Source organism: Paenibacillus sp. CB74, assembly GCF_055687625.1.
In genome coordinates, this window is the sequence record NZ_CM146009.1 from 4998017 (window position 1) to 5016598 (window position 18582).

Annotated in this window: 10 protein-coding genes, 17 tRNA genes and 3 rRNA genes; all 30 read right to left on the minus strand. The window is 49.8% G+C overall.

The window, feature by feature from the left end; genetic code table 11:
* Positions 1 to 37 precede the first annotated feature (37 nt).
* Positions 38 to 538, minus strand: a complete 501-nt coding sequence (locus ACX9NY_RS22100; RefSeq protein ID WP_339239133.1) for a GNAT family N-acetyltransferase — start codon at positions 536 to 538, stop codon at positions 38 to 40.
* Positions 535 to 1068, minus strand: coding sequence for a hypothetical protein (locus ACX9NY_RS22105; RefSeq protein ID WP_339239132.1), 534 nt, complete (start codon positions 1066 to 1068; stop codon positions 535 to 537). Before ACX9NY_RS22105 ends, ACX9NY_RS22100 begins: the two co-directional genes overlap by 4 nt.
* A 355-nt stretch (positions 1069 to 1423) precedes the next feature.
* Positions 1424 to 2431, minus strand: a complete 1008-nt coding sequence (locus tag ACX9NY_RS22110; RefSeq protein ID WP_472475090.1) for a LacI family DNA-binding transcriptional regulator — start codon at positions 2429 to 2431, stop codon at positions 1424 to 1426.
* 214 nt (positions 2432 to 2645) lie between these two features.
* Positions 2646 to 3452, minus strand: coding sequence for a 5-deoxy-glucuronate isomerase (gene iolB / locus ACX9NY_RS22115; RefSeq protein ID WP_074093115.1), 807 nt, complete (start codon positions 3450 to 3452; stop codon positions 2646 to 2648).
* Positions 3453 to 3564: 112 nt separating this feature from the next.
* Positions 3565 to 4617 (minus strand): inositol 2-dehydrogenase, encoded by a 1053-nt coding sequence (gene iolG, locus ACX9NY_RS22120; protein ID WP_339239129.1) that lies wholly within the window; start codon positions 4615 to 4617, stop codon positions 3565 to 3567.
* Positions 4618 to 4686: 69 nt separating this feature from the next.
* The gene (locus ACX9NY_RS22125; protein WP_472475093.1) at positions 4687 to 6162 is read right to left on the minus strand and encodes a CoA-acylating methylmalonate-semialdehyde dehydrogenase; all 1476 of its coding nucleotides are present in this window, start codon (positions 6160 to 6162) and stop codon (positions 4687 to 4689) included.
* A gap of 99 nt (positions 6163 to 6261) precedes the next feature.
* Positions 6262 to 7272: a 5-dehydro-2-deoxygluconokinase gene (gene iolC, locus ACX9NY_RS22130; protein ID WP_472475095.1), complete on the minus strand. Its 1011-nt coding sequence runs from the start codon at positions 7270 to 7272 to the stop codon at positions 6262 to 6264.
* Between the two features lie 196 nt (positions 7273 to 7468).
* Positions 7469 to 8371, minus strand: a complete 903-nt coding sequence (gene iolE / locus ACX9NY_RS22135; protein ID WP_472475098.1) for a myo-inosose-2 dehydratase — start codon at positions 8369 to 8371, stop codon at positions 7469 to 7471.
* A 163-nt stretch (positions 8372 to 8534) separates the two neighbouring features.
* Entirely contained in the window at positions 8535 to 10400 is a 1866-nt protein-coding gene (gene iolD / locus ACX9NY_RS22140; RefSeq protein ID WP_339258372.1) for a 3D-(3,5/4)-trihydroxycyclohexane-1,2-dione acylhydrolase (decyclizing), read from the minus strand.
* Between the two features lie 373 nt (positions 10401 to 10773).
* Positions 10774 to 10844: transfer RNA gene (locus ACX9NY_RS22145), tRNA-Gly, on the minus strand.
* Between the two features lie 11 nt (positions 10845 to 10855).
* A tRNA-Pro gene (locus ACX9NY_RS22150) sits at positions 10856 to 10929 on the minus strand.
* Positions 10930 to 10936: 7 nt separating this feature from the next.
* A tRNA-Leu gene (locus tag ACX9NY_RS22155) sits at positions 10937 to 11015 on the minus strand.
* Positions 11016 to 11032: 17 nt separating this feature from the next.
* Positions 11033 to 11109: transfer RNA gene (locus ACX9NY_RS22160), tRNA-Arg, on the minus strand.
* A 6-nt stretch (positions 11110 to 11115) separates the two neighbouring features.
* Positions 11116 to 11190 (minus strand) — tRNA-Gly (locus ACX9NY_RS22165).
* A 10-nt stretch (positions 11191 to 11200) separates the two neighbouring features.
* Positions 11201 to 11281: transfer RNA gene (locus ACX9NY_RS22170), tRNA-Leu, on the minus strand.
* Positions 11282 to 11287: 6 nt separating this feature from the next.
* Positions 11288 to 11363: transfer RNA gene (locus tag ACX9NY_RS22175), tRNA-Lys, on the minus strand.
* A 10-nt stretch (positions 11364 to 11373) separates the two neighbouring features.
* A tRNA-Tyr gene (locus ACX9NY_RS22180) sits at positions 11374 to 11459 on the minus strand.
* 9 nt (positions 11460 to 11468) lie between these two features.
* A tRNA-Thr gene (locus ACX9NY_RS22185) sits at positions 11469 to 11544 on the minus strand.
* A 20-nt stretch (positions 11545 to 11564) separates the two neighbouring features.
* Positions 11565 to 11640 (minus strand) — tRNA-Phe (locus ACX9NY_RS22190).
* A gap of 14 nt (positions 11641 to 11654) precedes the next feature.
* Positions 11655 to 11732: transfer RNA gene (locus ACX9NY_RS22195), tRNA-Asp, on the minus strand.
* Positions 11733 to 11757: 25 nt separating this feature from the next.
* A tRNA-Met gene (locus ACX9NY_RS22200) sits at positions 11758 to 11831 on the minus strand.
* Positions 11832 to 11847: 16 nt separating this feature from the next.
* Positions 11848 to 11923 (minus strand) — tRNA-Val (locus tag ACX9NY_RS22205).
* A gap of 122 nt (positions 11924 to 12045) precedes the next feature.
* Positions 12046 to 12117, minus strand: a tRNA-Glu gene (locus ACX9NY_RS22210).
* A 4-nt stretch (positions 12118 to 12121) separates the two neighbouring features.
* Positions 12122 to 12197: transfer RNA gene (locus tag ACX9NY_RS22215), tRNA-Asn, on the minus strand.
* 1 nt (position 12198) lies between these two features.
* Positions 12199 to 12274: transfer RNA gene (locus ACX9NY_RS22220), tRNA-Ala, on the minus strand.
* Positions 12275 to 12308: 34 nt separating this feature from the next.
* Positions 12309 to 12382 (minus strand) — tRNA-Ile (locus tag ACX9NY_RS22225).
* Positions 12383 to 12420: 38 nt separating this feature from the next.
* Positions 12421 to 12537: ribosomal RNA gene (gene rrf, locus ACX9NY_RS22230) — 5S ribosomal RNA — on the minus strand.
* 76 nt (positions 12538 to 12613) lie between these two features.
* A 23S ribosomal RNA gene (locus tag ACX9NY_RS22235) occupies positions 12614 to 15538 on the minus strand.
* Between the two features lie 304 nt (positions 15539 to 15842).
* Positions 15843 to 17394, minus strand: a 16S ribosomal RNA gene (locus ACX9NY_RS22240).
* Together the 16S, 23S and 5S rRNA genes with 17 tRNA genes alongside form the textbook arrangement of a ribosomal RNA operon.
* Before the next feature lie 631 nt (positions 17395 to 18025).
* Complete coding sequence (locus tag ACX9NY_RS22245; RefSeq protein WP_472475100.1) at positions 18026 to 18571, minus strand: GNAT family N-acetyltransferase; 546 nt, start codon at positions 18569 to 18571, stop codon at positions 18026 to 18028.
* Between the last annotated feature and the right edge of the window lie 11 nt (positions 18572 to 18582).

Here is an 18582-nt window from a genome sequence, read left to right on the forward strand (position 1 = left end):
CCTTGTTTTCTTACTTTATAGAACGATCGCTTATCCTTTAAGATTTCGAAGTACTCACTCGTACCATCGTTACCGATGTACCACAGAGGCCTTTCTCCACAAACCCTGACCGCCTATACAAGCGAATCGCTTGGTTATCGGGATCAACACTGAGGGAGATTGCTTCAATTCCCCTCCGTTCCACCTCATCTAATGCGCTCTGAAGCAGTAAGGTACCTACTCCTTTTCCACGTGCATCTTGTGTTACAGCCATCCCCATCTCTGGCGTAGCTGCATTCACATAACCGTATCCCGCATTCTGATCCGTATAGAATCGTAATGTTATTGAACCTAATCTTCGGTTATGTTGGTCAACTGCAATATATCCGAAGTCTCCTTCCCTTCCCCATTCTTCAACGTATTTGGACAGTTCAGGTGTATGAACACTTTCGATTGGGAGAGGTTCATCATTTTCTCGTGTATGCAGGGATGCGTATAACATCTCCCACAGAAAAGGGATATCTTCTTCCTCAATCGGACGGACATGATAGTTGGTCACGGTCTTGTTTGCTCCTCCTTCAGTTTTTCAAATAGGCGTTCCATCTCATTCAGGCTAAACTCATTAGTAATCTCGTATTCTTCCAGATTATCTCTTGTTTTCGCCTCGCTGTAGATTGAGAGGGAATGTTCATTATAGAAGGTCAGTCCGAATCGATCGGTAAAGCGACCTTCTTTGTTAATGGTAACTCGCCACTCGTAGTAATGCGGATTCCTTTCGGAAACGTGCAATTCCCGAACCTTTTTAAGTTCAACATCCTTTAACAACTTCAGCATATCCCTAATCTCGTTGGGATCTGTGATCGTCACTTCATCCTCATCATTATTCGGATCTGCACTTGAAACTTTTCTAATGGTCAGTCGATCCAAGCGATCCAGCATGCTCATATGATCTGTCACCTCAGCTCGAAACGTCGTATGTTTACTGGGGATGTACATCGCATATTGACCAGAGGTATACATACGCGCCGCAATAGCTGCAACAACAATAATTGCAGCGACACCCATAATTATCTTAATTCTTTTAATCATAACTCTCCCTCCACACACCACAAAACATATATAAAATGGTAATTAATGATACTTTCCAGTATATCATCATACTTCTTCTCTTCCATAGTTATTCTTATTTACTGCTGCTATGCAATCGATAATGTTTTGTTATACTATGTTATTCTCTCAATACCACTAGTAGCTAAAATAATAATTTAAAATGTACGTCAATAAGCCGCGTTCACCCATAGGGCGAGCGCGGCTTATCTGTTATTTTGTTACCGTACATGTTCAGAATGTGAGGTCAAACGATACCCGTATCTCCACACAGGGATATACGCATATCAACTTGGACTGACACCTTGTTAGGTTACATCGAAACAACCTAATTTTATCAGCGCAATACGCGGCCTGCCGAGTCTCTGATAACCAGCTCAGGCTTCAGCACAATCTTCTGCGGTTCTTTACGCTCATCCTTTAACTCTTCTATCAACAGGTCTACAGCGCGATGCCCCAGTTCTTCAATTGGCTGGGCTACAGTCGTAAGCGGTGGACTGGTTACCGAGGCTAGAATGGTGTTATCAAACCCGATAATCGACACATCCTCTGGCACACGTAGCCCCAGCTCTTTGGCTGCCTGAAGAGCACCGATGGCCTGAATGTCATTACAACAGAACAAACCTGTTGGGTGATCGTCCTCACGGAGCAGCAGTAGCGCCTCTTTTTTGGCCGAACTCAGGGTAGCTGCGGATTCTCGGATCTGAGTCGGTTCCAACGTATAACCTGCCTTAATCAATGCTTCACGGAATCCGCGTACACGTTCCTGACTGCTGCTGACTTTGGACGGTTCCGACAATACCGCTACACGGGTGTGCCCAAGTTCAAGCAGATGCTCCGCTGCGAGTGCCCCGCCGAGTATGTCGTCAATGGTGACCGTATGTACGGACAGGGATGGCATATGACGGGCAATCAGAGCAACAGGTATCGATTGTTGCAGGAGGGGAGATAAAATTTCGGCATTATCGATCCCGGTTCCGATCATCATGCCATCGACCCTTTTTTGCTGGAGCAGGTTCAGGTAACGCTCTACCCGCTCGTCCTTATTATCCGTACTGCAGATGACCACGCTGTAGCCCAATTGACGGCTACGATCCTCCACCGCTCTGGCGAGTTCTGCAAAATACGGATTTGAGATGTCCGGTACGAGCAGCCCCAATGTATACGTCTGCTTGCCCGTAAGTGCAGCTGCGATTGCGCTGGGTTGATAGTGAAGGCGTTCCATGATCTCCATAATCTCCGCGCGCCGTTTCTCGCTGATCTTGCCTTTGCCATTAATGACCTGCGAGACGGTTGCAATGGATACCCCCGCCTCGCGTGCTATATCGTATATGGTTGCTTTCATTGTTTTTTCCCCATTTGTGCTATATATAAATTGCGTTATACATGAGTCAATTTCATGATACCTTTAGCTGCTTCAATCAGGGCTAAGTTACAGAAATCCATTTTTAGTGAGTTATGAAATTGATTCGCATACATCATTGTTCTCTTCTCATTATGCAGGGGGAAGTCTGCATAAGCAACCTGAAGTGAGCACAATCTGCGTAGCATGAACTGTTTTACTTTTTCATCAACCACTCATGGTCAGGGTCGTTATGGAATTTCCAAGTTCGAGTTGGGCCAGCCATGACGTTCAGATAGTAGACCTCATACCCCGGAGGGGCACCTACCGGATGATATCCGTCTGGAACAAGCACCACTTCGCCATTCTTCACTGCCAACGTCTCATCTACAGAGCGATCATCCGTGTATATGCGCTGAATGGCAAACCCCTGCTCAGGCTGTACACGGAAATAATACGTCTCTTCCAGCAAAGATTCATCCGGGAGTGCGTCCCGATCATGCTTATGTGGCGGATAACTAGACCAATGCCCATCTGGTGTGAACACCTCAACAACGAGCAAACTGTCCGCTTCCTTTTGTTCCGGCAAAATGTTGTGAATCTGGCGCTCCAGATTGCCATACCCTCGTGCCTCTACCCCTACATCTTCGGGTGCAATAAGACGAGCCGGGTACGTGCCTTTACCGGGTGCAACACATATAGCGATTTCCAGTTCGGTACGTGCTGTGATCTGCACTTGATCGGAAGTTGAGACGTAGACTGAATACGGCGGAATTTTCTCGAAAACACTCATTCTTTTTCCGATATTATCCCATGTATGCTCTCGGGTACTTACATTGGCGAAACCACTGAGAAGCACCACACAGAGTTCCTGATCACCGCTCTCACGGGTTAGCGTCTCCCCTTCTGCCAACTTCGCTACCTGAAATCCAACATATTCCCACCCGGCCGACTCCGGTGTTACGTTGATAAGTGTACCGTCTCCCTCCGGGTTGACCACGGGTTTCACAATACGTTCTGACATCTTGCTATCCGCTCCTTTCTGTAGTCGTCCACAACAATCTGAACCTTATAAAAAAACAAAACTTGGACTTATTCATGCGCTCTATCCAGAAAAAGTGACTTTAATCATCCACTTATGGCGTTGCCGTTTGCGATTCCAGGGACAACCCAGGGACTTCACTCAGCTTCACAGGTCTTCCCCGCTCCATGGACATTTTTGCTGCCAGCGCAATTCGCTCTGCCTGTACTGCATCGTGGCCATCTACGATAACGGGTGTATCGTGGATGATCGCATCGATAAAGAGAGCTGTCTCCTGCACATACGCTTCATTGTAACGTTCCAGGAAAAAGTGTAACGGTTTGTCGCGCATTAGCCCGGCCGCTGTACTGATCTCAGCCGTATTCGGATGGTCATTCGCCGCTGCGGCGCTGCCCATTGAACCAAATACTTCTACACGCTGGTCATACCCGTATACAGCCTGACGGCTGTTATCAATAACACCAATCGCCCCGTTGGCAAACGTCATCGTTACAATTGCCGTATCCACATCGCCATGTTCTGCAAAGACCGGATTGATCAACACATTGCCCTGAGCGTAGACTTCTTCCACTTCACTTCCTGACAGATAACGGGCCATATCAAAATCGTGGATCATCATGTCCATGAAGATCCCGCCAGACACCCGGATATACTCCGCAGGTGGTGGAGACGGGTCGCGAGACGTAATTTTGATAATATGCGGATCACCAATCGTACCATCCTGCACATGAGCACGTATCCGTCTGAAGTTGTGATCGAAACGGCGGTTAAACCCGATTTGCAGCTTCACGCCCGCCTTCTGAACCGCTGCTACAGCCGCTTGGGTCTGTGCCAGATTCATACTGACTGGCTTCTCGCAAAAGATATGTTTGCCTGCCTTGGCGGCCTGTTCGATCAGCGGCACATGTGTATCTGTTGAAGAACAGATCAGCACCGCGTCTACATTAGGCATCGAGATCAACTGACTGCTATCCGTTGTTACAACAGGGATGCCACGTGTGGAGGCCCATGCCTCCAATTCAGGACCTGCAAACAAGTCACTGATTCCCACAATCTCGGCATGCGGGTTACGCAGGAGATTGTCTGCATGAATTTTGCCGATCCGTCCAGCACCGATGATGCCAATTCTCACTTTGTCCTTGCCCATTCCGTTATCCTCCCTATGTGCGTCCATATGGGCTGAGCGTTCCCCTTAGCCCGAGTTATGCTCTGGTTGTTACCAGCGCGCCGTTACCATCTTCTTGCGAGTGTAGAATTCAACACCATCCGTACCATTGGCATGCAGATCACCATAGAAGGACTTTTTCCAACCGGAAAACGGGAAAAATGCCATTGGTGCAGGTACGCCTAGGTTAATACCCAACATGCCCGCATCAATTGTCTCACGGAATTGACGCATACTTGCCCCGCTGCGGGTGAACAGACACGCACCATTAGCAAAATCGGAACGGTTTGCCAGCTCAACGGCTTCCTCCAGGGTAGATACTCTTGCCACCGAAAGCACTGGAGCAAAGATCTCATCCTGCCAGATTTTCATATTACTCTCCACTTGGTCGAATACCGTTGGCCCTACAAAATAACCCGAACCATCTGTCGCCTGATCCTTACGTCCATCCCGAATTAATGCCGCACCTTCCTGCTCTCCGGACTCAATGTAACCGAGTGTACGCTCTTTATGTGGTCCACGGATAACAGGACCGAGGAACACGCCCTCATCCATACCATTACCGATGGTAATACGATCTGCTGCTTCCACCAGTTTTTGTACCAGTTCATCAGCCACATCACCCACAGCCACAACAACTGAACATGCCATACAGCGTTCCCCTGCTGAGCCAAAGGCTGCACTCGTAATTTCTTTTACCGTTAGATCCAGATCGGCGTCCGGCATAACGATGGAGTGGTTTTTGGCACCCGCGAGTGCCTGTACCCGTTTGCCATGCTTGGATGCAGTGGTATAGACGTATTCAGCTACAGGTTGTGATCCGACAAAGGAGATCGCTTGAACATCCTTATGTTCCAGCAGACCGTTCACGACATCATGTGCACCGTGTACAATGTTGAGCACGCCATCCGGAAGCCCTGCTTCCTTGAACAGCTCTGCCAGGCGGCCTGCAAGGAGCGGTGTACGCTCGGACGGTTTCAGGACAAAGGTGTTACCGCATGCAATAGCCAGCGGGAACATCCAGCACGGCACCATCATCGGGAAGTTGAACGGAGTAATTCCCCCAATAACTCCGATTGGGTAACGATACATGCCTGACTCCAGTCCTGTCGCGATATCAGGCAGTTGTTTACCCATCATCAGATTCGGGGCACCTGCCGCGAACTCGACACACTCAATGCCACGCAGTACCTCACCATACGCTTCGGCGTAGCTTTTGCCGTTCTCTAGCGTTACCAGGCGGGCGAGCTCTTCCCAGTGTTCGACCAGCAACTGCTGGTAGCGGAACAGAATACGTGCACGGCGTGGAACCGGTGTGCCGCTCCAGGACTTGAACGCTTCCCGTGCCGTCTGTACAGCCAGATCTACGTCCGCTTGTTCAGACAGTGGCACATGTGCAATGACCTCTTCTGTAGCCGGATTTACAACCGGCTCAGTACGAGTTGCCACTGGGGTCACCCAGGCACCTCCGATCCAGTTTTGTACCATTGTCGCTGTTGTAGACGCTTCAGAAATCCCTTTTCCCATAGCCCTGTCTCCCTTCGCTTATGTGTGATCCCTTATGTTCAACTGATATTAGTGATGTTGATCTGTATGAGCGTGTTATTCAAAGTATTGCAATCTGCTTCAGAGCGCGGTAATCTCGCCCCGATTGCAACGTTCGATGTAATCATTCACCTGTTCTACCGTTGGCATCGCATCCGAACAGCTATGGCTCGAAATAACGATACTTGCTGCGCCGCTGCCGTACGCCATACTGCGCTCAATCGTCCAGCCCTGCATCAACCCATACAGGAACCCGGCTGCGTAGGAGTCGCCTGCCCCGAACGTTTTGACTACTTTTGCCGGATAGCTGTCCGCACGGTGGGAAAGCCCTTCACGCGTATAAGCAATGGACCCCTCCTTACCGTGTTTAATGACAACGATCTTCGCTGAGAAATCAAACCATTTCTGTGCAGTCACCTGATCACTATGATCCGGATTATGGTCAAATGTCTCCATCATGTCGAACTCTTCGCGTGTGCCCAGGATGATATTGCATTTCTCGGCTGCAAGGTTATAATAGACCGCTGTCTCTTCGTCCGATGTCCAGGTGTATGGGCGATAGTCCAGATCAAACACAATAACGGTTCCATGTTTTTTCGCATACGTTAGTGCCTGTAATACGGCTTCACGGGATGGGCTCTGCGCGAGGGCCGTGCCTGAGATTAGCAGCACTTTGGAGTCAGCAATTAACTGTTCCTGCACCTCTTGTGCCCGTAATAACAGATCCGCTACATTGTCCCGGTACATTAAAATACTGCAATCGGTTGGGCTCTTGATTTCGGTAAAAGCAAGCCCTGTCACCGCTCCGGTATCATCCGTGACCACGTTTGATGTGTCGATGCCGTTCTTCTCCAGATAGCTATGGATGAATCGACCCATCTGGTCATTCGCGATCTTACCGATAAAAGCTGTCTCCATACCCAGTCTAGACATGCCTATCGTAATATTGGCCGGCGATCCGCCAACATACTTCGTGAACGTCATCGTCTCTTCCATCGGGCGATTGATCTCATTGGCGTTCAAGTCGATGCACAAGCGACCAATCGCGGTGAAATCCTTCTTCCTGGATACCGGAAAGGATACGTAAGTCATTGCATGTGAGCCCCTTTCTGTGGTGGGATATTACTTGTTGCATATGGATATCTAGACTCGTTACTCATTCCATTGGTGAGGACTCGTAAACGTCTAGAATAGGTCAGGTTTATTTTCCAATTGTAACGTTATACTCTTGCTGCCTTCTTCCTTTTCACTTCATGGGTAGGGTCCTCTCCCCATCGCTACTTCTGTATTAGCTGTGTTGGTATAAGGACTCCATATAGCTCAAGGATCGCTTGGCATACTCATACGGGTTATGAATCGCAGGGTCCTGCTCTCCTTCAAGCATCGCCCAACCATCGTACCCTCGTGTGATCAGTTCTTGCAGAATTGGCTCAAAATCAATGCATCCATCCCCTGGTACGGTGAACACGCCTCTGCGAATACAACCGACAAAGTCAGACTGCTCCGCGCGTGCTTCATCCAGCACATGAGGGCGGATATCTTTCAGATGGATATAGGCAATCCGATCATAATGTTTGCGCAGCAGTTCCAGCGGATTGGCTCCGCCATAGTAGGCATGACCTGTATCATAGAGCAGATATACGAGAGACGGGTCCGTCAACTCCATCAGTCGATCAATCTCATCCGGTTGCTCGACCACTGTGCCTCCATGATGATGGTACGTAAGCTTCAACCCGTATTCATGGGCGATAGCTCCTGCCTCGTTCAACCCTTCAGCAAGGATATGCCATTCCGATTCGCTGAGTCTAAGCACTTCTTTTTCATGCGGAGTTCGTCTTGGATCAAAATGAAGTGACCCACCTACCTCTGCCGTACTGATCACCTTACTGCCCATAGATTGAAGAAATTCCGCATGTCTGCGATAACTGTCCAGCTCCGACTGACGATATGCCGGGTCGGAGAACAGTACGGATTTCCACTGAGAGACCAGCTTGATATTCCTTTTGCTCAATTCCTCACGCAGTATAGCGGGATCAGTTGGATATTTACGTCCCATCTCTGTACCTGTCAGCCCAAGGCGCTGAATGTCATCCAGAATCTGCGCACACGTTGTCGTATCACCATGCTCTTTCACATCTTCACCGACCCAATTGATCGGATGTATCCCAAGCTGGAATGGCAGCTTGCTCATTGCTCCACGTCTCCTTTGTCGTTCAGCATGTATGGTTCACTTGGAATGCAGTGCTCTTAGTTTCAATATATAGATAAATACGTCCACCGATTTATACCGTGAGGAGTACAAATAATGCTTTATTTTAGAAAAATGCTCTGAAAAAATGCTCTATTAAATCAGATTAAATAAGTCTTGCTTTGGCTCGGTTGGCTTGCATGGTGTGATGAGCATGAACTACCTTTTCTTCGGCAGATACTTCTGGCACTCCTACATTCCACCAAGACTCGTATCCACTTGCGTTGGTTCCAGGCACGACCGGAATCTCAATCAACGTACTCACCGTTTCGTTCTTCGCATCTCGAAGTGCCTGTTCCAGCTGTTCTGCTGTCTCCGCTCTATAGGATTTGGCTCCCATGCTTCGGGCATGTGCAGCAAAGTCTATTGGCATGTAATCCCCGGTTAGTCGTCCACTCTCGGATTCCCGATAACGGAACTCATTGCCGAAACCGTCACTACCATGTTCTCGCTGCAAATTATGAATACACTGGAATCCATTGTTGTTGAATAATAGAACGGTCATCTTCTTCTGTTCCTGCAAGCTGGTCACAAACTCTGAATGCAACATCAGATAACTGCCATCACCGACCATGGCGTATACTTCACGATCTGGCTCGGCAAGTGCTGCTCCGAACGCTCCACTCACCTCGTACCCCATGCAGGAGAATCCATACTCCATGTGATACGTCTTTGGTTCAGCCGCACGCCACAGACGATGCAGGTCTCCTGGCAGACTGCCTGCCGCACACACAATAACGGAAGATGGATCAATGGTCCGATTAACTATGCCAACTGCCGTGGTCTGTGCCAGCCCTGCTTCATGCTGTGCTCCATACAGCCGATCTACTTCTGCATTCCACTCAGTACGGAGATCAGCGATTTCGGATGCGCCATATGCACTACGGTATTGTCTTTCCTGCAATTCCTTCTGCAAAGCATGCAATCCTTCGCGTGCATCTGCCAGAATGGCTTCTCCGCCTAACTTGGCGGCGTCCATACCGTTCAGGTTGATGTTGATGAATGAAGCTTCCGGATGCTGAAAAGCAGAGCGGGACGCCGTCGTAAAATCGGAGAAACGAGTACCGACGCCGATCACCACATCCGCTTCTCTCGCCAGCCTGTTAGCTGCCAGAGAGCCGGTAACCCCGATGGCCCCCACATTCAGTGGGTGGTCCCAAGAGACTGCGCTCTTGCCCGCCTGCGTCTCGGCGATCGGAATGCCAAATGCCTCGGCGAACTCCACGAGTTGAACGGACGCCTCAGAGTACAACACACCGCCGCCTGCAACGAGAAGCGGCTTTCTGCCACGGGCAATCTGCTCCGTTGCCCGTTCAATCGCTGCTTGTACGGGGGGGCGACGGTCCAGATAATGCACTTTGCGTGCAAAGAATGATTCCGGGTAATCGTACGCTTCTGCCTGTACGTCCTGCGGCAGTGCGAGTGTTACCGCTCCTGTCTCTGCTGGATCAGTTAGTACACGCATGGCCTGTGTAGCAGCAATCATCAACTGTTCGGGACGAACAATACGATCCCAGTACTTGCTGACGGCTTTGAATGGATCAGTGGCTGAGATCGTGTAATCACTGCTCACTTCCAACTGCTGAAGTACCGGGTCCGGTTCCCGCGTAGCAAAGTTATCTCCAGGCAGCAATAAAACCGGAATCCGGTTCACCGTTGCGGTAGCTGCCGCTGTAATCATATTTAAAGCACCAGGTCCAATGGATGTTGTACATGCATAGATCTGTCTACGGTTCTTCTGCTTGGCATAGGCTGCTGCCGTATGCACCATACCTTGTTCGTTCTTGCCTTGCATATACCTCAGGCTTCCCGGACTGCGCTCCAGCGCTTCTCCAATGCCTGTTACGTTGCCATGTCCAAAAATACCGATGATTCCCTTCACAAACTTGGTTTCCACCCCGTCAACCGAGATATATTGCTGATCCAGATATCGAAGCAGTGCCTGAGCCATCGTTAATCTAATTGTATTCATGAATTCATCGCCTTCCTTTCCTTTACGGGTTAAGCGCTTAATCTACGTTAAGTTTAAGCGCCTTACCCCTAAAGGTTAAGCGCTTAATTGATATGGTATTACAGGTTAATGATTTACGCAAGCTATTTTTGTAAGCGTTTTTATAAATGTGATGCAGAAAAAATATTCAAGTGTTCGAAAATGCACTAAACCTTCTTCATTGGAACACCTCAAGAATTACTAAGAACAGGTCTAAAAATGTGGGGAATGTATCAAAAGGTTGGGATACATACTCATATCATCTGAAATCTCTGTATATATTCATGATCCATATGCCTATAAATGCAAAAAAAGAAAGAGATGGTGAATACCATCTCTTTCTTTTCAATATGTAAGCGGGTGATGGGAATCGAACCCACGCTATTAGCTTGGAAGGCTAAAGTTCTACCATTGAACTACACCCGCAAATAAAAAAATCGGGATGACACGATTTGAACATGCGACCCCCTGGTCCCAAACCAGGTGCTCTACCAAGCTGAGCTACATCCCGTTATCTATACCGGCGAGAGGACTCGAACCTCCACGGTTTCCCACTCGATTTTGAGTCGAGCGCGTCTGCCATTCCGCCACGCCGGCAAAATATGAAGTTATAATGGCGCGCCCTGAGAGATTCGAACTCCCGGCCTTTTGATTCGTAGTCAAACGCTCTATCCAGCTGAGCTAAGGGCGCAAATATTGGAGCGGAAGACGGGAATCGAACCCGCGACCCTCGCCTTGGCAAGGCGATGCTCTACCGCTGAGCCACTTCCGCAAATAAAGAATGCGCGTGGAGGGACTTGAACCCCCACGTCAAAGACGCTAGATCCTAAGTCTAGTGCGTCTGCCAATTCCGCCACACGCGCATATAATGGTGAGTCATGAAGGGCTCGAACCTTCGACACCCTGATTAAAAGTCAGGTGCTCTACCAACTGAGCTAATGACTCATAGAAAAACTGGTGGAGGATGATGGATTCGAACCACCGAACCCGTACGGGAGCAGATTTACAGTCTGATGCGTTTGGCCACTTCGCTAATCCTCCAGGATTACATGGTGCCGGCGAGAGGACTTGAACCCCCAACCTACTGATTACAAGTCAGTTGCTCTACCAGTTGAGCTACACCGGCGTATTACATGGTGTGAAAAATGGTGGCTCGGGACGGAATCGAACCGCCGACACGAGGATTTTCAGTCCTCTGCTCTACCGACTGAGCTACCGAGCCTTATAAAATTAAAATGGCGGAACCGACGGGATTCGAACCCGCGATCTCCTGCGTGACAGGCAGGCATGTTAGGCCAACTACACCACGGTTCCATAATACTTTCTCGAGGAAAGTTAATTGCGGGGGCAGGATTTGAACCTGCGGCCTTCGGGTTATGAGCCCGACGAGCTACCGGGCTGCTCCACCCCGCGTCGTTATAAGATAATATGGTGGAGGCTGAGGGGATCGAACCCCCGACCCTCTGCTTGTAAGGCAGATGCTCTCCCAGCTGAGCTAAGCCTCCATAATATGACCCGTAGGGGATACTCTCACTTCGTTCGAGACTGCGAAGCAGTTGCTCACGAGGTATATCCTCCGACGAACCTTTGGGATTCTCATCCCTTGTTAAAGCAATAGGTATTGCTATGACCCGTAGGGGATTCGAACCCCTGTTACCTCCGTGAAAGGGAGGTGTCTTAACCCCTTGACCAACGGGCCTTAATGGCTCCCCGAACAGGACTCGAACCTGTGACAACTCGATTAACAGTCGAGTGCTCTACCAACTGAGCTATCAGGGAATGGTGGAGCCAAGCGGGATCGAACCGCTGACCTCCTGCTTGCAAGGCAGGCGCTCTCCCAGCTGAGCTATGGCCCCATACTCTGGTTTGTTTCTTGTAGTGGTCTTGCTATGGGCCCTGGTGGACTCGAACCACCGGCCTCACCCTTATCAGAGGTGCGCTCTAACCAACTGAGCTAAGGGCCCTTATCAATTTTCGAAAAAAAATACCCCAGTGGGGTTTCGCTTGGCGGCGTCCTACTCTCCCAGGACCCTGCGGTCCAAGTACCATCGGCGCTAGAGGGCTTAACGGTCGTGTTCGGGATGGGTACGTGTGGAACCCCTCCGCCATCGCCACCAAACGCGTAGCTTACATTTCAGAGTTCGTTCTCTGAAAACTAGATTCGAAACGAAACATGCGAATGATCACTTGCATATTTGGATAAGCCCTCGACCGATTAGTACTGGTCAGCTCCATGCATTGCTGCACTTCCACCCCCAGCCTATCTACCTCGTCGTCTTCAAGGGGTCTTACATACTGGGAAATCTCATCTTGAGGGGGGCTTCACGCTTAGATGCTTTCAGCGTTTATCCCGTCCGTACATAGCTACCCAGCGGTGCTCCTGGCGGAACAACTGGTACACCAGCGGTACGTCCATCCCGGTCCTCTCGTACTAAGGACAGCTCCTCTCAAATTTCCTACGCCCACGACAGATAGGGACCGAACTGTCTCACGACGTTCTGAACCCAGCTCGCGTACCGCTTTAATGGGCGAACAGCCCAACCCTTGGGACCTACTTCAGCCCCAGGATGCGATGAGCCGACATCGAGGTGCCAAACCTCCCCGTCGATGTGGACTCTTGGGGGAGATAAGCCTGTTATCCCCAGGGTAGCTTTTATCCGTTGAGCGATGGCCCTTCCATGCGGTACCACCGGATCACTAAGCCCGACTTTCGTCCCTGCTCGACTTGTAGGTCTCGCAGTCAAGCTCCCTTATGCCTTTGCACTCTTCGAATGATTTCCAACCATTCTGAGGGAACCTTTGGGCGCCTCCGTTACTCTTTAGGAGGCGACCGCCCCAGTCAAACTGCCCACCTGACACTGTCCCCGCACCGGATTACGGTACCAGGTTAGAACCTAGATACGATCAGGGTGGTATCCCAACGTTGCCTCCACGCAAGCTGGCGCTCACGTTTCAAAGGCTCCCACCTATCCTGTACAGATCGTACCCAAATTCAATATCAAGCTGCAGTAAAGCTCCATGGGGTCTTTCCGTCTTGTCGCGGGTAACCTGCATCTTCACAGGTATTAAAATTTCACCGGATCTCTCGTTGAGACAGCGCCCAAGTCGTTACGCCATTCGTGCGGGTCAGAATTTACCTGACAAGGAATTTCGCTACCTTAGGACCGTTATAGTTACGGCCGCCGTTTACTGGGGCTTCGGTTCACAGCTTCGGATTGCTCCTAACCACTCCCCTTAACCTTCCAGCACCGGGCAGGCGTCAGCCCGTATACTTCGCCTTACGGCTTCGCACAGACCTGTGTTTTTGCTAAACAGTCGCTTGGGCCTTTTCACTGCGGCCCCCTCGTGCTATTCACACTACCGGGGCACCCCTTCTCCCGAAGTTACGGGGTCATTTTGCCGAGTTCCTTAACGAGAGTTCTTCCGCGCGCCTTAGAATACTCTTCTCGCCTACCTGTGTCGGTTTGCGGTACGGGCACCTTCACCTGGCTAGAGGCTTTTCTTGGCAGTGTGAGATCATGACCTTCGCTACTACAATTTTCGCTCCCCATCACAGCTCAGCCTTACGATGTGCGGATTTGCCTACACATCAGCCTTACTGCTTAGACGGACATCCATCAGTCCGCGTCACTACCCTACTGCGTCCCCCCATTGCTCATAACGGCTTACGGTGGTACAGGAATTTCGACCTGTTGTCCTTCGACTACGCCTTTCGGCCTCGCCTTAGGTCCCGACTTACCCTGAGCGGACGAGCCTTCCTCAGGAACCCTTAGGCTTTCGGCGGATCAGATTCTCACTGATCTTTTCGTTACTCATACCGGCATTCTCACTTGTATAATGTCCAGCGCTCCTTACGGTACACCTTCAACCCTTATACAACGCTCCCCTACCCCTGATGCAAGCATCAAGCCATAGCTTCGGTGGTGTGTTTAGCCCCGTTACATTTTCGGCGCAGAGTCACTCGACCAGTGAGCTATTACGCACTCTTTCAATGGTGGCTGCTTCTAAGCCAACATCCTGGTTGTCTGTGCAACTCCACATCCTTTCCCACTTAACACACACTTGGGGACCTTAGCTGATGGTCTGGGCTGTTTCCCTTTTGACAATGGATCTTAGCACTCACTGTCTGACTCCCGGAAGTAAGTCTATGGCATTCGGAGTTTGACTGAGCTTGGTAACCCTTGCGGGCCCCGCACCCAATCAGTGCTCTACCTCCACGACTCTGTTTTCCGAGGCTAGCCCTAAAGCTATTTCGGGGAGAACCAGCTATCTCCGAGTTCGATTGGAATTTCTCCGCTACCCCCACCTCATCCCCGCACTTTTCAACGTGCGTGGGTTCGGGCCTCCAGTGCGTGTTACCGCACCTTCACCCTGGACAGGGGTAGATCACCCGGTTTCGGGTCTACGTCCACGTACTATGTCGCCCTATTCAGACTCGCTTTCGCTGCGGCTCCGGCTCTTCACCTTAACCTTGCACGGGAACGTAACTCGCCGGTTCATTCTACAAAAGGCACGCCATCACCCCTAAAACGGGCTCTGACTTTTTGTAAGCACACGGTTTCAGGTTCTATTTCACTCCCCTTCCGGGGTGCTTTTCACCTTTCCCTCACGGTACTGCTTCACTATCGGTCGCTAGGAAGTATTTAGCCTTGGCAGATGGTCCTGCCGGATTCATACGGGGTTTCACGTGCCCCGCACTACTCGGGATCCGTCTCGGAGGGAACAGACTTTCAATTACAGGGCTTTTACCTTCTTTGGCGGGCCTTTCCAGACCTCTTCGCTTAACCGGTTCCTTTGTAACTCCATGTGAGACGTCCCACAACCCCAAAGAGCAAGCTCTCTGGTTTGGGCTTCTCCGCGTTCGCTCGCCGCTACTGACGGAATCACTATTGTTTTCTCTTCCTCAGGGTACTTAGATGTTTCAGTTCCCCTGGTATGCCTCTACATAACCTATGTATTCAGTTATGAGTAACTGGAAATTACCCCAGCTGGGTTTCCCCATTCGGACACCCCCGGATCAAAGCTTGCTTACAGCTCCCCGAGGCAGTTTCGTTGTTCGCCACGTCCTTCATCGGCTCCTAGCGCCTAGGCATCCTCCGTGTGCTCTTAGTAGCTTAACCATTGCGCTCGTGTTCGAGCTGTCGCTCCGCTTGGTTTGCTTGCGCAAATCCAAAAGTCGCTCCATTTCGATCACTCGCTCCAGCAATCTACCGTTTTTATTGAAACTTGTTTACACAAGTTCAGCTAAAAAGGAATGTTCTAATTCGCATTTACTTTCGTTTCGATATCTAGTTTTCAAAGAACAAGCTCCATGCAAAAGCAAGCTGTTTGAGAGTTTGAGCTCTCAAAACTGAGCAACGAGTGAGTAGTTTGCAGCTAAGCTGCGTATTTGAATGTTTCCACTCGGGAAACGATTCTCCATAGAAAGGAGGTGATCCAGCCGCACCTTCCGATACGGCTACCTTGTTACGACTTCACCCCAATCATCTATCCCACCTTCGGCGGCTGGCTCCTTGCGGTTACCCCACCGACTTCGGGTGTTATAAACTCTCGTGGTGTGACGGGCGGTGTGTACAAGACCCGGGAACGTATTCACCGCGGCATGCTGATCCGCGATTACTAGCAATTCCGACTTCATGCAGGCGAGTTGCAGCCTGCAATCCGAACTGAGACCGGCTTTTTAGGATTCGTTCCACCTCGCGGCTTCACAGCCCGTTGTACCGGCCATTGTAGTACGTGTGTAGCCCAGGTCATAAGGGGCATGATGATTTGACGTCATCCCCACCTTCCTCCGGTTTGTCACCGGCAGTCACCTTAGAGTGCCCATCCGAAATGCTGGCAACTAAGATCAAGGGTTGCGCTCGTTGCGGGACTTAACCCAACATCTCACGACACGAGCTGACGACAACCATGCACCACCTGTCTCCTCTGTCCCGAAGGAAAGATACATCTCTGCATCGATCAGAGGGATGTCAAGACCTGGTAAGGTTCTTCGCGTTGCTTCGAATTAAACCACATACTCCACTGCTTGTGCGGGTCCCCGTCAATTCCTTTGAGTTTCAGTCTTGCGACCGTACTCCCCAGGCGGAGTGCTTAATGTGTTAACTTCGGCACCAAGGGTATCGAAACCCCTAACACCTAGCACTCATCGTTTACGGCGTGGACTACCAGGGTATCTAATCCTGTTTGCTCCCCACGCTTTCGCGCCTCAGCGTCAGTTACAGCCCAGAGAGTCGCCTTCGCCACTGGTGTTCCTCCACATATCTACGCATTTCACCGCTACACGTGGAATTCCACTCTCCTCTTCTGCACTCAAGTCACCCAGTTTCCAGTGCGATCCGGGGTTGAGCCCCGGGATTAAACACCAGACTTAAATGACCGCCTGCGCGCGCTTTACGCCCAATAATTCCGGACAACGCTTGCCCCCTACGTATTACCGCGGCTGCTGGCACGTAGTTAGCCGGGGCTTTCTTCTCAGGTACCGTCACCTTGAGAGCAGTTACTCTCCCAAGCGTTCTTCCCTGGCAACAGAGCTTTACGATCCGAAAACCTTCATCACTCACGCGGCATTGCTCCGTCAGGCTTTCGCCCATTGCGGAAGATTCCCTACTGCTGCCTCCCGTAGGAGTCTGGGCCGTGTCTCAGTCCCAGTGTGGCCGATCACCCTCTCAGGTCGGCTACGCATCGTCGCCTTGGTGAGCCGTTACCCCACCAACTAGCTAATGCGCCGCAGGCCCATCCCCAAGTGACAGATTGCTCCGTCTTTCCAGTTTCCTTCATGCGAAGAAAACAATTATTCGGTATTAGCTACCGTTTCCGGTAGTTGTCCCAAACTTGAGGGCAGGTTGCCTACGTGTTACTCACCCGTCCGCCGCTAAGCATCAAAGAAGCAAGCTTCTTATCAACTCCGCTCGACTTGCATGTATTAGGCATGCCGCCAGCGTTCGTCCTGAGCCAGGATCAAACTCTCCAATAAAGTATTGAAAAGAGCGATAAGCTCATTTTGAATCTGACGAGATTAAAAAAATCTCAATTGTGCTCCAGTCGATCCAAGCCAAGGCTTGTCTCAAACTTTCGCGTTCATTCTGCAAGCAGAATGTTTACTCACTCGTTGTTCAGTTTTCAAAGATCAAACTTGTTTCGTTACCGAGCGTTGTTCTCCTCAGCAACTTTTATATCATAACACTTCCGAACCAACTTAGCAAGCCTTTTTTTCAAGTTTCTTTCGAAGCTTATTTGATTTGCCTGCGACACTTTGTTTCTCGTTTTTTTTTGGCCAGAAATAGAATATATCATATACACAACACAATTACTACTTGTAAAATATCCCATCAGCAAACGAATGGTTTAACTTAATTCAATCTTTTATTAATCTCTTTTTCCTATGGCAATATCCTCTTACTATATCCTATATACGCTCACCGGTCGAATCTCTCTCAATATAGGTTATGATCTAATCAACCAGCATCATTACATTCGTTATATAAAATACGAAACACAATATCTCTATTCTATAACACTGCTATCTATTATGTGGATACCGAATCTAATAATTGAACTCCATGGGTTGTATATAAGATAGAATTGTGATCTTCACTTTTTTACTATTAGTCTTTGAACCTGCCCATCACTATCGTGTCGTGATACTTTCCATTAACGTGTCGCCGATCCTTTTTCAAAATACCTTCGATCTCGAAGCCACTCTTTTGGTATAACTCAATTGCCTTTTCGTTGGATGCCACTACGTTTAACGTCATCTTCTCTACCCCTGTCTGGTCTGCCCATTCAATCGACTGCGCTAACAAGTTCTTGCCAATCCCATGTCCCCAGTACGCTCTGGCTACACACACGCCGAACTCAACCTTATGCCAAAAGCGCTTCAACTCCCTGCCTTCACATCGGGAATACCCCACAATTTCGCCCGCAACTACAGCAACAAGGAACAGATTCCGTGACTTATCAGTATCCAAATGGATGATCCGCCTAAACCCGGCTGCGTCGATATACGCTTCGCCCTCTTCCCGATCCATGTTCTCGGTTTCCCCGTCCATTTGTACACGAAGTGAAGACAAGGCCTCAGCATCTGTTTCCTCTGCGGATCGAATTGAGTAAGATAAGCCTTTAATGTAATATTCCTGTTGATCGATAATCATAAGAACCATTC

What these genes read in the sequence shown, in the direction of transcription:
- ACX9NY_RS22105 (WP_339239132.1), bottom strand. Translation starts at nt 1,068, where the DNA reads ATGATTAAAAGAATTAAGATAATTATGGGTGTCGCTGCAATTATTGTT.
- ACX9NY_RS22110 (WP_472475090.1), bottom strand. Translation starts at nt 2,431, where the DNA reads ATGAAAGCAACCATATACGATATAGCACGCGAGGCGGGGGTATCCATT.
- iolB (WP_074093115.1), bottom strand. Translation starts at nt 3,452, where the DNA reads ATGTCAGAACGTATTGTGAAACCCGTGGTCAACCCGGAGGGAGACGGT.
- iolG (WP_339239129.1), bottom strand. Translation starts at nt 4,617, where the DNA reads ATGGGCAAGGACAAAGTGAGAATTGGCATCATCGGTGCTGGACGGATC.
- ACX9NY_RS22125 (WP_472475093.1), bottom strand. Translation starts at nt 6,162, where the DNA reads ATGGGAAAAGGGATTTCTGAAGCGTCTACAACAGCGACAATGGTACAA.
- iolC (WP_472475095.1), bottom strand. Translation starts at nt 7,272, where the DNA reads ATGACTTACGTATCCTTTCCGGTATCCAGGAAGAAGGATTTCACCGCG.
- iolE (WP_472475098.1), bottom strand. Translation starts at nt 8,371, where the DNA reads ATGAGCAAGCTGCCATTCCAGCTTGGGATACATCCGATCAATTGGGTC.
- iolD (WP_339258372.1), bottom strand. Translation starts at nt 10,400, where the DNA reads ATGAATACAATTAGATTAACGATGGCTCAGGCACTGCTTCGATATCTG.
- ACX9NY_RS22245 (WP_472475100.1), bottom strand. Translation starts at nt 18,571, where the DNA reads ATGATTATCGATCAACAGGAATATTACATTAAAGGCTTATCTTACTCA.